At 70.8% G+C, this 14,500-nt stretch carries 11 protein-coding genes and 1 pseudogene; 9 read left to right on the top strand and 3 right to left on the bottom strand.

What is annotated here, in order from left to right:
• Positions 1 to 48: 48 nt before the first annotated feature.
• The 4 genes from C7M71_RS20385 (at position 49) to C7M71_RS20370 (ending at position 6,118) form a co-directional block, all read left to right on the top strand.
• Positions 49 to 3,852, top strand: a complete 3,804-nt coding sequence (locus tag C7M71_RS20385; protein ID WP_114914458.1) for a multifunctional oxoglutarate decarboxylase/oxoglutarate dehydrogenase thiamine pyrophosphate-binding subunit/dihydrolipoyllysine-residue succinyltransferase subunit — start codon at positions 49 to 51, stop codon at positions 3,850 to 3,852.
• A 129-nt stretch (positions 3,853 to 3,981) separates the two neighbouring features.
• Positions 3,982 to 4,161, top strand: coding sequence for a DUF6104 family protein (locus C7M71_RS20380; protein ID WP_111494531.1), 180 nt, complete (start codon positions 3,982 to 3,984; stop codon positions 4,159 to 4,161).
• Between the two features lie 107 nt (positions 4,162 to 4,268).
• Positions 4,269 to 5,198 carry a DUF4097 family beta strand repeat-containing protein gene (locus C7M71_RS20375; protein WP_111494533.1) on the top strand — a complete coding sequence of 310 codons (930 nt, stop codon included), beginning with the start codon at positions 4,269 to 4,271 and terminating at the stop codon, positions 5,196 to 5,198.
• Complete coding sequence (locus tag C7M71_RS20370; RefSeq protein ID WP_229758819.1) at positions 5,195 to 6,118, top strand: PadR family transcriptional regulator; 924 nt, start codon at positions 5,195 to 5,197, stop codon at positions 6,116 to 6,118. Before C7M71_RS20375 ends, C7M71_RS20370 begins: the two co-directional genes overlap by 4 nt.
• A gap of 77 nt (positions 6,119 to 6,195) precedes the next feature.
• On the opposite strand, the pseudogene C7M71_RS20365 reads toward C7M71_RS20370, so the two are convergent.
• Positions 6,196 to 6,585: pseudogene (locus C7M71_RS20365) on the bottom strand (hypothetical protein); the annotation flags it as partial.
• 174 nt (positions 6,586 to 6,759) lie between these two features.
• Here C7M71_RS20365 and C7M71_RS20360 point away from each other — a divergent pair.
• Complete coding sequence (locus C7M71_RS20360) at positions 6,760 to 7,629, top strand: GNAT family N-acetyltransferase (RefSeq protein ID WP_111491559.1); 870 nt, start codon at positions 6,760 to 6,762, stop codon at positions 7,627 to 7,629.
• Between the two features lie 61 nt (positions 7,630 to 7,690).
• On the opposite strand, the gene C7M71_RS20355 is transcribed toward C7M71_RS20360, so the two are convergent.
• Complete coding sequence (locus tag C7M71_RS20355) at positions 7,691 to 8,653, bottom strand: zinc-binding dehydrogenase (protein WP_111491561.1); 963 nt, start codon at positions 8,651 to 8,653, stop codon at positions 7,691 to 7,693.
• 97 nt (positions 8,654 to 8,750) lie between these two features.
• Positions 8,751 to 9,947: an NAD(P)-dependent malic enzyme gene (locus C7M71_RS20350; RefSeq protein WP_111491563.1), complete on the bottom strand. Its 1,197-nt coding sequence runs from the start codon at positions 9,945 to 9,947 to the stop codon at positions 8,751 to 8,753.
• Positions 9,948 to 10,541: 594 nt separating this feature from the next.
• Between C7M71_RS20350 and C7M71_RS20345 the strand changes: the two genes are divergently transcribed.
• The 4 genes from C7M71_RS20345 to C7M71_RS20330 all read left to right on the top strand — a co-directional run bounded on the left by C7M71_RS20345 (position 10,542) and on the right by C7M71_RS20330 (position 14,455).
• Positions 10,542 to 11,456 carry an ABC transporter substrate-binding protein gene (locus C7M71_RS20345; RefSeq protein WP_111491565.1) on the top strand — a complete coding sequence of 305 codons (915 nt, stop codon included), beginning with the start codon at positions 10,542 to 10,544 and terminating at the stop codon, positions 11,454 to 11,456.
• A gap of 232 nt (positions 11,457 to 11,688) precedes the next feature.
• A complete protein-coding gene (locus tag C7M71_RS20340) occupies positions 11,689 to 12,615 on the top strand; it encodes an ABC transporter substrate-binding protein (RefSeq protein ID WP_111491567.1) in 927 nt (308 codons plus the stop codon).
• A 23-nt stretch (positions 12,616 to 12,638) separates the two neighbouring features.
• Complete coding sequence (locus C7M71_RS20335; RefSeq protein WP_229758818.1) at positions 12,639 to 13,640, top strand: amino acid ABC transporter permease; 1,002 nt, start codon at positions 12,639 to 12,641, stop codon at positions 13,638 to 13,640.
• 62 nt (positions 13,641 to 13,702) lie between these two features.
• Entirely contained in the window at positions 13,703 to 14,455 is a 753-nt protein-coding gene (locus tag C7M71_RS20330; RefSeq protein ID WP_111491581.1) for an amino acid ABC transporter ATP-binding protein, read from the top strand.
• Positions 14,456 to 14,500 lie beyond the last annotated feature (45 nt).

The raw sequence follows: 14,500 nt of genomic DNA, 5'->3' as shown, positions 1-14,500 counted from the left end.
TCCGCTGTCCACCATCCCAAAAGGAAGCGGAAGAGGGCGGTTAGCGCCGTGTCGCCACAGTCCCCGAATACCTCCAACAGCTCGACCAGCTCCGCGGGCTTCGGCCCCAACGAATGGCTTGTCGACGAGATCTACCAGCAGTACCTCCAGGACCCGAGCTCCGTCGACCGCGCCTGGTGGGACTTCTTCGCCGACTACAAGCCCGGTACCGAGGTGACTTCTGTGACCCCCCAGGCCGCGACCACGACCGCCGCAGCCCCCGCCCCCGCTGCTCCGGCGCCCGCCGCGACCCCACCGGCCCAACCGGCTCCGCCGGCCCCGCCGGCTCAACCGGTCCCGTCGGCTGCGGCGCCCGCCGCTCCGGCTCCGGTCGCGCCCGCGCCCGCCCCGGTTGCGCCTGCCGCTCCGGCCGCGCCCGCTGCTCCGGCTCCGGCTCCGGCCGCGCCGGTCGCCGCCAAGCCGACCGTCGCCGCCGCGCCCGCCGCGAAGGCCGACGGTCCGGAGCTGGTTCCGCTGCGCGGCCCGGCCAAGGCGGTGGCGACCAACATGGACGCCTCGCTGGAGCTGCCGACCGCGACCTCGGTGCGCGCCGTCCCGGCCAAGCTGCTGATCGACAACCGCATCGTCATCAACAACCACCTGAAGCGCGCACGCGGCGGCAAGGTCTCCTTCACCCACATCATCGGGTACGCCACCGTGCAGGCGCTCAAGGCGATGCCGGGCATGAACCACAGCTACACCGTGAAGGACGGCAAGTCCTTCCTGGTCAAGCCCCCCCACGTCAACCTGGGCCTGGCGATCGACCTGGTGAAGCCGAACGGCGACCGGCAGCTCGTGGTGGCAGCGATCAAGAACGCCGAGACCCTCGACTTCTTCGGCTTCTGGCAGGCGTACGAGGACATCGTCCGCCGCGCCCGCGCCAACAAGCTCACCATGGACGACTTCACCGGCGTCACGGTCTCGCTGACCAACCCCGGCGGCATCGGCACCGTGCACTCCGTGCCGCGCCTGATGCCCGGGCAGGGCACCATCCTCGGCGTCGGCGCCATGGACTACCCGGCCGAGTTCCAGGGCTCCTCCCCGGAGACGCTGGCCCGGCTGGGCGTCTCCAAGGTCATGACGCTCACCTCCACCTATGACCACCGGGTGATCCAGGGCGCCGCCTCCGGCGAGTTCCTGCGCCAGATCCACCAGCTGCTGCTGGGCGGCAGCGACTTCTACGACGAGATCTTCGAGTCGCTGCGCATCCCCTACGAGCCGGTGCGCTGGGCCACCGACGTGGCCGCCACCCATGACGACGAGGTCAACAAGACCGCCCGCGTCATGGAGCTGATCCACTCCTACCGGGTCCGCGGCCACCTGATGGCCGACACCGACCCGCTGGAGTACAAGCAGCGCAAGCACCCCGACCTGGACGTGGTGCAGCACGGCCTCACCCTGTGGGACCTGGAGCGCGAGTTCGCGGTCGGCGGCTTCGCCGGCAAGAAGATGATGAAGCTGCGCGACATCCTGGGCGTGCTGCGCGACTCGTACTGCCGCACCGTCGGCATCGAGTACATGCACATCCAGGACCCCAAGCAGCGCCGCTGGATCCAGGAGCGGGTCGAGAACATCTACGTCAAGCCGGAGCGCGAGGAGCAGCTGCGCATCCTGCGCCGGCTGAACTCGGCCGAGGCGTTCGAGACCTTCCTCCAGACCAAGTACGTCGGCCAGAAGCGGTTCTCGCTGGAGGGCGGCGAGTCGCTGATCCCGCTGCTGGACGCGGTGCTGGACGAGGCCGCCGTGCACCGGCTGGACGAGGCCGTCATCGGCATGGCCCACCGGGGCCGGCTCAATGTGCTGACCAACATCGTCGGCAAGCCGTACGGCAAGGTCTTCGGCGAGTTCGAGGGCAATCTCGACCCCAAGTCGATGCACGGCTCCGGCGACGTCAAGTACCACCTGGGCGCCGAGGGCACCTTCACCGGCCTGGACGGCGAGACCATCAAGGTCTCGCTGGTCGCCAACCCCTCCCACCTGGAGGCCGTCGACCCGGTGGTGGAGGGCATCGCCCGCGCCAAGCAGGACATCCTGGACAAGGCCGGCACCGCCTTCGACGTGCTGCCGATCCAGATCCACGGCGACGCGGCCTTCGCCGGCCAGGGCGTGGTCGCGGAGACCCTCAACATGTCGCAGCTGCGCGGCTACCGCACCGGCGGCACCGTGCACGTGGTGGTCAACAACCAGGTCGGCTTCACCGCCGCCCCCACCGCCTCCCGCTCGTCGATGTACTCCACCGACGTGGCCCGCATGATCGAGGCGCCGATCTTCCACGTCAACGGCGACGACCCGGAGGCCGTGGTCCGCGTGGCGCGGCTGGCCTTCGAGTTCCGCCAGGCGTTCTCCAAGGACGTCGTGATCGACCTCATCTGCTACCGCCGCCGCGGTCACAACGAGGCCGACAACCCGTCGTTCACCCAGCCGCTGATGTACGACCTGATCGACAAGAAGCGCTCGGTGCGCAAGCTCTACACCGAGGGCCTGATCGGGCGCGGCGACATCACCCTGGAGGAGGCGGAGCAGGCGCTCCAGGACTTCCAGGGCCAGCTGGAGAAGGTCTTCGCCGAGGTCCGCGACGCGGTGCCGCCGGCCGCCCCGGCCGCCTCCCCGCTGCCGGACTTCCCGGTCTCGGTCTCCACCGGCATCTCCGAGGAGACCGTCAAGCGGATCGCCCAGTCCCAGGTCAACCTGCCGGACTGGCTGACCGTCCACCCCCGACTGCTGCCGCAGCTCCAGCGCCGAGCCGCGATGGTCGAGGACAACACCATCGACTGGGCGCTGGGCGAGACCCTGGCCATCGGCTCGCTGCTGATGGAGGGCCACCCGGTCCGGCTGGCCGGCCAGGACAGCCGCCGTGGCACCTTCGGCCAGCGCCACGCGGTGCTGGTGGACCGGAAGACCGGCGAGGACTACACCCCGCTGCTCTACCTGACCGAGGACCAGGCCCGCTACACCGTCTACGACTCGCTGCTCAGTGAGTACGCGGCGATGGGCTTCGAGTACGGCTACTCGCTGGCCCGGCCGAACGCGCTGGTGATGTGGGAGGCCCAGTTCGGCGACTTCGTCAACGGCGCCGCCACGGTGGTGGACGAGTTCATCTCCTCCGCCGAGCAGAAGTGGGGCCAGACCTCCGGCGTCACCCTGCTGCTGCCGCACGGCTACGAGGGCCAGGGACCGGACCACTCCTCGGCCCGCCCGGAGCGGTTCCTCCAGCTCTGCGCGCAGAACAACATGACGGTCGCCATGCCGACGCTGCCGTCGAACTACTTCCACCTGCTGCGCTGGCAGGTCCACAACCCGCACCACAAGCCGCTGGTCGTCTTCACCCCGAAGTCGATGCTCCGGCTCAAGGCGGCGGCGTCCAGGACGGAGGAGTTCCTCAGCGGCTCCTTCCGCCCGGTGATCGGCGACGACTCGGTGGCCCCCGCCGATGTCCGCAAGGTCGTCATCACCGCCGGCAAGGTCTACTACGACCTGGCTGCGGCCCGTACCGAGCGCGGCATCACCGACACCGCGATCATCCGGGTCGAGCGGCTCTACCCGCTGCCGGTCGCCGAGCTCCAGGAGGAGTTGGGCAAGTACGGCGAGAACGTCCAGTTCGTCTGGGCGCAGGAGGAGCCGGCCAACCAGGGCGCCTGGCCGTTCATCGCGCTCAACCTGATCGACCACCTCGACGTGGTCGTCGGGCGGAACGCGGGCGGCTCCCGGCTCCGCCGGGTCGCCCGCCCGGCCTCCTCCGCCCCGGCGGTGGGGTCGGCCAACCGGCACCGCGAGGAGCAGGCGCAGCTGATGGAGGACGTCTTCTCCCTCTGACCGGCAGGCCCCGGGCCCGGACGTCGCAGCGATGCGGCGGCCGGGCCCGGCGGCGTCTCCGGGCGGACTATCCTGGCGTGGATTTCCACCCCCCAGCCCCTACCCCCCACCGTCCAGCCGGAGCGCACCGTGTACTTCACCGACCGAGGCATCGAGGAACTGGAGAGCCGGCGCGGCGACGAGGAGGTCACCTTCGAGTGGCTCTCCGAGCGCCTGCGCGAGTTCGTCGACCTCAACCCCGAGTTCGAGATCCCCGTGGAGCGGCTGGCCACCTGGCTGGCCCGGCTGGACGACGAGGACGAGGACTGACGGTACCTGCCGACGGTGCGGACAAGGCGCTTGACTTCCCTGTGACGCGATATATCGTGTCTATCAGAGCGACGCGATATGTCGCACGTCCAACGGGAGGGACAGCCATGCCGCAGTGGACCGTCAGCGGACCCGAGAAGATCACCTTCGATGAGCCGGTGAGCGCCCTCCAGGTGCGTACCGTCGCCGGCGCCGTCCATGTCGTCGCCACCGACGGCCCGGCCCGCCTGGAGGTCTCCGAGATCGCCGGGCCGCCCCTGGTGGTGACCCTGGAGGACGGCACCCTCACCGTCACCTACGAGGACCTGGCCTGGCGGGACTTCTCCTGGAAGAACGTCGCCTCCTACATCGACTCCTGGCGCCGCAAGCGCCACGCGGTGGTCTCGCTGGCCGTCCCCGCCGACGCCCGGGTGGAGTTGGGCACCGTCTCCGCCGACTCCGTGGTCTCCGGCATCGCCGGACGGGTCACCGTGCGGGGCGCCAGCGGCGACACCACCCTGGTCCGGGTCTCCGGCCCGGTGGAGGCCCACTCGGTCTCCGGCGGCATCGACGCCCAGTCGGTCTCCGGAAACCTCCGGGCGCAGACCGTCTCCGGCGAACTGACCGTGGTCGAGAGCAGCGCCCCCCGGCTGCACGCCAACTCGGTGAGCGGCGCCATCACCATCGACCTCAACGGCCAGGGACCGGCCGACGTCCACCTCAAGACCGTCTCCGGCGAGGTCGCCGTACAGGTCCCGGACCCGGCCGACACCAAGGTCGAGGCGGGCACCAGCAGCGGCCGGGTCTCCAGCGCCTTCGACGAGCTGCGGATGGGCTCCACCTGGGGCGCCAAGCGGCTCTCCGGCCGCCTCGGCGCCGGTACCGGCACCCTCCAGGTCACCACCGTCTCCGGCTCCGTCGCCCTGCTGCGCCGCCCGCCCATCGCCGAGGACACCGCCCCGGAAGGCACCGCCCCGGAGGCCACCGCCCCGGAAGGCACCGCTCCGGAGGGCACCGCTCCCCGGCTGGACCTCACCAAGGACGGTGACGAGGCATGAGCCCGGTCTTCGCCCACGGCCGCCTGCGGCTCTACCTGCTGAAGCTGCTGGAGGAGGCCCCCCGGCACGGCTACGAGGTGATCCGGCTGCTGGAGGAGCGCTTCCACGGCCTGTACGCGCCCTCCGCAGGCACCGTGTACCCCCGGCTCGCCAAACTGGAGAAGGAGGGCCTGGTCACCCACAGCACCGAGGGCGGCCGGAAGGTCTACCGGATCACCGACGCGGGCCGCACCGAACTGCTCTCCCGGCAGGGCGAGTTGGCCGAGCTGGAGGTGGAGATCCGCGACTCGGTCTCCCAACTGGCCGAGGCCATCCGGGAGGACGTCCGGGACTCCGCCAAGGACCTGCGCGAGGAGATGCGGCGGGCCGCCCGGGAGTCCCAGCAGCGCGGCCCGTCGGACTCCTGGGAGGACGTCCTCGGGGACAAGGACTCCTGGCAGCGGGCCAAGACGGAGTACGCCAAGTACCGCACCCAGGCCAAGGACCAGGCGCGGCAGGCCAAGGAGCAGGCCAAGCAGGCCAAGGAGCAGCTGAAGCAGGCCCACGAGGAGACCCGCCGGGCCCGCGAGAACGCCCACGCCATGCGCGCCGCCGCCCAGGCCGAGGCCCGCCGCCTCCAGCGGCGGGTGGAGCAGCAGGTCCGCGAGCACACCGCACACGGGGACTGGCCGACCGGGCTCGCCGAGGGCCTGGCCGAACTCACCAAGGGCCTCGCCGGCCTGGCCGACCCCACCACCTGGGGCGTCCCCCGACCCCGACCCCCCCGCCGCCACCCACCGAGGACACCGCCCCCCTCCCCGACTGGGCCCGCACCGACCCGACCGCCGACCCGGCCCGCGAACTGGAACGCCTCCTCGACCGCTTCCGCGACCACATCCGCGACACCGCCCGCGACACCGGCGTCACCCCCGCCCAACTGAACCGCTCCGCCACCGTCCTAGCCCAAGCCGCCCACCACCTCCTCCACCCCTGACCCCACCCCTGCCCGAGCCCGCCGTCACAGCTGAAGCTCGGCCACCAGGCGCTCGGCTTCCTCCTCGTACGCGTGGGGTCCGGCGATCTTCGACAGGAAGAACAGCGCCATCAGCTTGCCGTCCCGGCTGGCCAAGTCCGCACGCCTCTCCTGGCGGACGCGGTCCGCGAGCGCCGGGACGGCCAGCGCATTGCCCCACAGCGTCGCGGCGTCCAGGCCCCGGGGCGCCATGCCCCAGTCCTCCCAGTCGATGATGCAGAACTCCGGTCCCATCACATTGGCCCAGGTCAGATCGGCGTGAGCCGGCACCCACCGCTCGATCCGCGTATCGGCCACGCCGGGGAAGACATCCCCGAGCCTCTGCGTCACCAACTCCTGCGTGATCGTCACCGTGTCCGGCGTCGCGATCCGCGCCGCTCCGCAATCGCCGCGCCTCACGGCTTTCTGGATGGCCTCGAAGATATCGGCGTCGGTCTCCTGCTGCCAGGACGGCAGGCCGGGCCACACAATCCGGTCGATTCCGGTCAGGCCCTGGCGTGTTCGCGGCGGGGCCTGGCCCCTGACCGGGCGACCGCTAGGGTGCCGCTCATGTTCTTCCGGTGGGACTGGCTCCGGCCCGCGCTGACCGCGCCGATCGTGCCGACTCTCGGCCCCGTCCACCCTCACGTCCTCACCGTCGACCTCTTCGAGGACACCCTGCGAGCGGCCGTCACTGACCGGTCCTTCCTTCACTACGACAAGGACCGGCGCTGGAGCAGCGAGAAGGACGAGACGGTCCTCCGCCGCGACGTGGTTCACCGACCCGACCACACCCTCATCCCCACCCTGACTCGGCGCGGACGCGGCACCGTCAAGGTCTTCGCCTACGGGCACCGTGACGGCGTCGTTGACCAAGCCGCCGAACTGGCCGCGAAACTCGCAGCCGTGCACGACGCGGGCAACGCGAGGGTCGTGCGCCCGCTCGGCCCCGAGACCGGTTCCCCACGCGGTACCCGCATCCAGCTCCAGGACTTCACCGCCCGCCTCTGCCCCGACCCGAAGGGCCCGGTCCGCCCCGTCACCGACTGGCCGGCCGTCGTCCAGGGGACCTTCGCTCCATTCGCCGAGGCCATGGCCGCCGATGGCCTGGCCTTCCTCCACGCCCGGATGCAGGCCGACCGGTGCGGCCCGGTCCTCGCCGCCGTCGTCGCGGACCGCATCGTGGGTGCGATCGGCCCCATGGAGGTACGCCCTGACGCGATCGGCTGCCCCCAGCTGCTGCCCCAGTACTTCGCCGTCCTGCCGGAGGCCCGAGGGCAGGGCCTGGGCCGCGTCCTGTGGCGGGCCGCGATGCACTGGGGCCAGTCCCACGGCGCCGCCTACCAGCTCCTCCAGACCGAGGTCGGCGGCCCCTCCGACAGGCTGTGCCGGTCCGAAGGGCTGACCTGCCTCGGCTTCAGCCGCACCACCCGGGCGTAGCCGCCGGATCCGGGCCCGCGACCCGACCAGGGGCCACCTGGCGAAGGGGGGACGCCGGGTTTCAGGGGGTCAGGACGACCTTGCCGAAGACGTCGCCTTCGGCCAGGCGGGTGAAGGCGGCGCGGGCGTCGGAGAGGGGGAGGACGGAGTCGATGACGGGGCGGACGGCGGAGTGGGCGCAGAGGGCGAGGAGGCCGGACAGTTCCTCTTTGGTGCCCATGGTGGAGCCGACGACGCGCAGTTCCAGGAAGAAGATCCGGGTGAGTTCGGCGCTGGGCGGGTTGGGGCCGGAGGTGGCGCCGGAGATGACGATGGTGCCGCCAGGACGCAGGGACTTGACCGAGTGGGACCAGGTGGCGGCGCCCACCGTCTCCAGTACCGCGTCCACCCGCTCCGGCAGCCGAGCGCCGCTGGGGAAGGCGGCGTCGGCGCCCAGGTCGAGCGCCCGGGCCCGCTTGGCCTCGTCCCGGCTGGTGGCCCAGACCCGCAGGCCGGCGGCCTTGCCCAGGACGATCAGGGCGGTTGCCACGCCGCCGCCGGCGCCCTGGACCAGGACGGTGTCGCCGGGCTTGACCCCGGCGTTGGTGAAGAGCATGCGGTAGGCCGTCAGCCAGGCGGTGGGCAGGCAGGCGGCCTGCTCGAAGGTGAGTTCCTTCGGCTTGGGCAGCAGGTTCCAGGTGGGCACCGCGACCCGCTCGGCCAAGGTGCCCTGGTAGCGCTCGGTGAGGATGGAGCGGGGCTCGTCCGGTCCCACGCCGTGGCCGGACTGGCCGACCACCGAGTGGATGACCACCTCGTTGCCGTGCTCGTCGACCCCGGCGGCGTCGCACCCCAGGATCATCGGCAGCCGCTCCTGCGGCAGGCCGACCCCGCGCAGCGACCAGAGGTCGTGGTGGTTGAGCGTGGCGGCCTTGACCGTGACCACGCTCCAGCCCGGCCGTGCCTCCGGCTCCGGGCGCTCGCCCAGTTCCAGCCCGCTCAACGGGTCGTCAGGATCGATGTGTGCGGCGTAGGCAGCGAACATGGTCGGGACCCTAACCGCGGCGGCCGGGGCGGGGAACCACGCCACGGTGTGAGATCCACCGCCTGGTCCACCGCCCCGGCCGTCCGGGCCACCCCGCTTAGCGCCGGGCGACGCCCTCGCGCCGCGCGGCCTCGGCGACCGCCCGGGTGACCGCCGGGGCCACCCGCTCGTCGAACGGGCTGGGGATCACCCGGGTGGGCGACAGCTCGTCCTCGACCACGGCGGCCAGCGCCTGGGCCGCCGCCAGCTTCATGCCCTCGGTGATCCGGGAGGCCCGCACCTGGAGGGCGCCCGCGAAGATGCCGGGGAAGGCCAGCACATTGTTGATCTGGTTGGGGAAGTCGGAGCGGCCGGTGGCCACCACCGCGGCGTACCGGTGGGCGACCTCGGGGTGGATCTCCGGGGTGGGGTTGGCCATCGCGAAGATCAGGCAGTTTTCGGCCATCCGCGCCACCGCCTCCTCGGGCACGGTGCCGCCGGAGACGCCGACGAAGACATCGGCGCCGTCCAGCGCGTCCGCCAGCGTTCCGGTGAGCCGCGCCTTGTTGGTGAGTTCGGCGGCCATCCGCTTGACCGGGGTGAGGTCGTCGCGGCCCTCGTGCACGACGCCCTTGCGGTCGCAGACCGCGACATCGCCGATGCCGGCCTCCAGCAGGATCTTGGCGATGGCGACACCGGCCGCGCCCGCGCCGCTGATCACCGCCCGCAGCTCGCCGATCTCCCGGCCGGTGACCTTGGCGGCGTTCCACAGGGCCGCCAGGGTGACGATGGCGGTGCCGTGCTGGTCGTCGTGGAAGACCGGGATGTCCAGGCGGTCCTGCAACCGCCGCTCCACCTCGAAGCAGCGCGGCGCGGAGATGTCCTCCAGGTTGATACCGCCGAACGAGGGAGCCAGCCTGACGACGGTCTCCACCAGCTCGTCCACATCGGTGCAGTCCAGCGCCAGCGGGACCGCGTCGACGCCGCCGAACTGCTTGAACAGGATCGCCTTGCCCTCCATCACGGGCAGCGACGCCTCGGGGCCGATGTCGCCGAGGCCCAGCACGGCGGTCCCGTCGGTGACCACGGCCACCGTGGAGGACTTCCAGGTGTAGTCGTGCACCAGGTCGGGCTGCTCGGCGATGGCGGTGCAGACCCGGGCGACGCCGGGGGTGTAGGCGAGGGACAGCTCGTCCGCGTCGCGCACCGGCACCGTCGCGCGCACCTCCATCTTGCCGCCGCGGTGAAGCGCGAAGGCCGGGTCGATGGGGTCGTCGGTGTCCGCCGTATGGGGATGGATGATCTCCGCTGCCACGATGACCTCTTCGTCTTCGGTCGGGGTGAGGGTTGCTGAGCTGGGGTTCTTCCGGGTCGGCGTCGTCGTCGGCGTCGCAGCCGAGCCTAGAGCGGCGAAAGGCGCTGCACCTGCGCCTGTTCGCCCGGGCGGCGCGGCCGTCACCCTTGCGGCGGCCTCGCCTTCGGGCGGTGCCGACACCGGGCGGGCCGTCCACCGGGGACAGCGGACGGGACCGGGGAAGCGGGTACCGCGGCGACGGCCGGAACGTGCACTCGCGAAGGGCGCCGCGGAACAGGGCGAGCGAGCGGGCGCGGAGAGGTGCGTGGTGCCTGGGATCCAGAGTCGGCGTCGTTGACTTCCGGTCCCGTACACCCCGGATCGGTCCCGATCCGGCGGCCTGCTTGCTGCTACGGGGGTCACCCGTTCACCGATTTTGACATACCGGGTCACAGGTCGGCAGAGCGGGATGGGAGGATCCACTTTTGTCGCCGGTTGCGCACCGCCTGCACGACGAAGTGCAGCCTGGCGGTCCTTCCCCACGACGTCGGAGGCGCCATCGCGCCCCGGCCGGGCGGCAACCATGGCGACCCCGCTACCGCAGGAGGCCCCTGAATGACCGCACGCCCGATACGCCGGCGGACCGCCGCGAACTGCGCCGCCTTCGTGGCAGGCGCGCTGCTGCTGACCGGATGCGCGTCCTCCGGCCGCAGCGAGAAGCTCTCGCTCCACGACCAGCTGCCCGAAGCCGTCCTCAAGGCCGGTGTGCTGAAGATCGGCTCGGACATCAACTACGCCCCGGTCGAGTCCAAGGGCAGCGACGGCAAGGCCGTCGGCCTGGACCCCGACATCGCGGCGGCGGTGGGCAGGCAGCTCGGGGTGCGGGTCGAGTTCCAGAACGTGGCGTTCGAGAAGCTGATCCCGGAGCTCCAGGCGGGAGACATCGACCTGGTGATGTCGGCGATGTCGGACACCCGGGAGCGCCGCGAGGGCACCGACTCGCTGGGAGTGCGGAAGGAGGGCGACGAGGGCGTCGACTTCGTCGACTACTTCATCGCGGGCACCTCGATCCTGGTGGCCAAGGGCAATCCGGAGAACATCACCGACCTCAACGACCTCTGCGGGAAGACCATCGCCCTGCAGAAGGAGACCACCCAGGACACCATCGCGAGCCGTCAGCAGGTGCCCTGCAAGAGTGCGGGCAAACCACTCACAGTGATGAAGTTCGGCACCGACGACCAGGCGCTCGCCCAGCTCAAGGCCGGGAATGTGGTGGCCGACCTGAATGACTTCCCGGTGGCGGCGTACAACGCCAAGACGGTCGGGAACGGCAACGCCTTCGAGGTGGCCGGTCCGCAGATGCAGCCCGCCCCGTACGGCATCGCGGTACGCAAGGACAACACGGCGCTGCGTGACGCGGTGGCCAAGGCCGTGGACGCCGTCATCATGAGCGGCGAGTACGACAAGATCCTCGCCGACTGGAACCTCAGCGGCGGCGCCGTCCAGAACGCGGTGGTCAACGGCGGCTGATCCGCCGCGCTCCGGCGCCACCGGCCGGGCTTCGTCCCCCGTTATCCGATTTTGATCTGCTCACGCCCCCCACCCCGCCCGTGAAGTGGCAGGATGCCGCCATCACTGGTCGCGGCACGGCTCGCACAACGGCGTGCACTCCACAGCACCACCGCACGACCCGGCGCGCTACGGCGCGCTCCGCTACGGCGCACACGCTGAGAAGACCTCTCCCATCAGGAGGATCAACCACATGACTGCACGCTCCCTCCGCCACCGCCTGTTCGCGACCGGTGCGGTGCTGGCGGCCGGCTCCCTGACCCTGACCGCCTGTGGCAGCGACGGCTCCAGCACGGGCAGCGCGCCCAACCCGTCGGTCTCGGTGAACTCCGCCGCCCCGGACAACTCGCTGGCCTCCCTGCTGCCGGCCGACGTCAAGAGCAGCGGCAAGCTGGTCGTCGGGTCCGACGCCTCCTACGCGCCCAATGAGTTCAAGGACGACAAGGGCAACATCGTCGGCATGGACGTCGATCTGGCCGAGGCCATCGCGGCGAAGCTGGGGCTCAAGGCCGAGGTGCAGAACTCCAAGTTCACCGCGATCATCCCGGGCATCGCGTCCAACAAGTTCAACGTCGGCATGTCCTCCTTCACCGACAGCAAGCAGCGGGAGCAGGAGGTCGACATGGTCACCTACTTCTCCGCCGGCACCTCGGTCGCGGTGAAGGCAGGCAACCCCGACAAGATCAACCCTGACGACCTCTGCGGCAAGAAGGTCGCGGTGCAGACCGGCACCGTCCAGGCCGACGAGATCAAGGACACGCGAAACCCGGCCTGCAAGAAGGCCGGCAAGCCGACCATCCCCAACGACGGCCACAAGTACGACCTTCAGACGGACGTCAACACCGCCCTGTTCAGCGGGCGCGACCAGGTCATGATGGCCGACTCCCCGGTCGTCGACTACGCCATCAAGCAGTCCAACGGCCAGCTGGAGAAGATCGGCGAGACCTACGACACCGCCCCGTACGGCATCGTGGTGGCCAAGGGCTCGCCGCTCGGCAAGGCGATCCAGGGCGCGCTCGAAGCCCTGATGGCCGACGGCACCTACAAGCAGATCCTCCAGAAGTGGGGCGTCGAGGCGGGCGCGATCGACACCTCCGTCATCAACGGTGCCACCAGCTGACGGCGGCGGACCGAGGCAGAGACGTGAACGCTCCTGACACGGCTGCGGTGGCGACCGGACGGCCCGAGCCCATCAAGGCCGTCCCGGTCCGGCACCCCGGACGCTGGGCGGGCGCGGTGGTGGTCGCGGTGCTCGCGGCCATGCTGCTGCACGCCTTCTTCTACAACCCCAACTTCAAGTGGAACGTCGTCGGGCAGTACCTGTTCGACAGCAGCATCCTGCGGGGCCTGCTGGTCACCCTGGAACTCACCGCGCTCTCGATGGTCATGGGCGTGGTCGGCGGCATCCTGCTCGCGATCATGCGCATCTCGCGCAACCCGCTGCTCTCCTCCGGCGCCTGGCTCTTCATCTGGGTCTTCCGTGGCACCCCGGTCCTGGTCCAGCTGGTCGTCTGGGGCTTCCTCGGCGCGATCTGGCCGACGCTCTCGATCGGCATCCCCTTCGGCCCCGCGTTCTGGTCGGAGAACACCAACACGCTGATCCCGACCTTCACCGCCGCGCTGCTCGGCCTCGGTCTCAACGAGGCCGCCTATATGGCCGAGATCGTCCGGGCCGGCATCACCTCGGTGGACGAGGGGCAGAGCGAGGCCGCGCAGGCGCTGGGCATGAGCCGCTTCCAGACCATGCGGCGGATCGTCCTGCCGCAGGCCATGCGGGTCATCATCCCGCCGACCGGCAACGAGACCATCTCGATGCTGAAGACCACCTCGCTGGTCAGCGTGCTGGCGCTGGAGGAGCTGTTCCAGACCGGACAGCTCATCTACTCCCGCAACTACCAGAACATCCCGCTGCTGATCGTGGTCAGCCTCTGGTACCTCTTCCTGACCTCGATCCTCACCATCGGCCAGTACTACGTCGAGCGCCACTATGCGCGCGGCGCCAACCGCACCCTGCCGCCGACCCCGTTGCAGCGCATCCGCGGCCTGCTGCTCAGCGTCCGGGGCGGGACCGTCCGCGGCGGCACCGTGCGGGGCGGGACCGCCTCGGCAGGCGCCGGTACCGGTGCCGGAGGGGAGCTCTCGTGACCGACCTGACCAAGCCGGCCGCCGCCCAGGAGGCCGTCCCCGACCCGGACCCCGACCGCCCGATGGTCAAGGCCGAGGGCGTCCACAAGTCCTATGGGCCCGTGGAGGTGCTCAAGGGCATCGACCTGGAGGTGAAGCGCGGCGAGGTGTTCTGCCTGATCGGGCCGTCCGGCTCCGGCAAGTCCACCTTCCTGCGCTGCATCAACCACCTGGAGAAGATCAACGCCGGCCGCCTCTGGGTGGACGGCGACCTCGTCGGCTACCGCCAGAAGGGCGAGAAGCTGCACGAGCTGGGCGAGCGCGAGGTGGCGTTCCAGCGGCGCGACATCGGCATGGTCTTCCAGCGGTTCAACCTCTTCCCGCATATGACGGCGATCGAGAACGTCATGGAGGCCCCGGTACGGGTCAAGGGGCAGAGCAAGGCCGACGCCCGGGAGCGGGCCGGGCAGCTGCTGGAGCGGGTCGGCCTCGGCGACAAGGCCAGGAACTACCCGTCCCAGCTCTCCGGCGGGCAGCAGCAGCGGGTCGCCATCGCCCGCGCGCTGGCGATGGAACCCAAGCTGATGCTCTTCGACGAGCCCACCTCCGCGCTGGACCCCGAGCTGGTCGGCGACGTCCTGGATGTGATGCGGCAGCTCGCCGAGGACGGCATGACCATGGTCGTGGTCACCCATGAGATGGGTTTCGCCCGCGAGGTCGGCGATGCGCTGGTCTTCATGGACGGCGGTGTGGTGGTCGAGTCCGGCCACCCGCGCGAGGTGCTGACCAATCCGCAGCACGACCGCACCAAGGCGTTCCTCTCCAAGGTGCTCTGAGGGCAGTACGGAGCGGCGCCGGGGCCCGGGAGACCGGGCACCGGC

The sequence above is a fragment of the Peterkaempfera bronchialis genome, from assembly GCF_003258605.2.
Lineage (GTDB): Bacteria > Actinomycetota > Actinomycetes > Streptomycetales > Streptomycetaceae > Peterkaempfera > Peterkaempfera bronchialis.
This window is presented reverse-complemented; position numbering and strand designations above follow the sequence as displayed.

Coding starts and splice junctions, on each gene's coding strand:
- C7M71_RS20360 (WP_111491559.1), top strand. CDS start 6,760: ATGTTCTTCCGGTGGGACTGGCTCCGGCCCGCGCTGACCGCGCCGATC.
- C7M71_RS20330 (WP_111491581.1), top strand. CDS start 13,703: ATGGTCAAGGCCGAGGGCGTCCACAAGTCCTATGGGCCCGTGGAGGTG.
- C7M71_RS20375 (WP_111494533.1), top strand. CDS start 4,269: ATGCCGCAGTGGACCGTCAGCGGACCCGAGAAGATCACCTTCGATGAG.
- C7M71_RS20340 (WP_111491567.1), top strand. CDS start 11,689: ATGACTGCACGCTCCCTCCGCCACCGCCTGTTCGCGACCGGTGCGGTG.
- C7M71_RS20370 (WP_229758819.1), top strand. CDS start 5,195: ATGAGCCCGGTCTTCGCCCACGGCCGCCTGCGGCTCTACCTGCTGAAG.
- C7M71_RS20355 (WP_111491561.1), bottom strand. CDS start 8,653: ATGTTCGCTGCCTACGCCGCACACATCGATCCTGACGACCCGTTGAGC.
- C7M71_RS20345 (WP_111491565.1), top strand. CDS start 10,542: ATGACCGCACGCCCGATACGCCGGCGGACCGCCGCGAACTGCGCCGCC.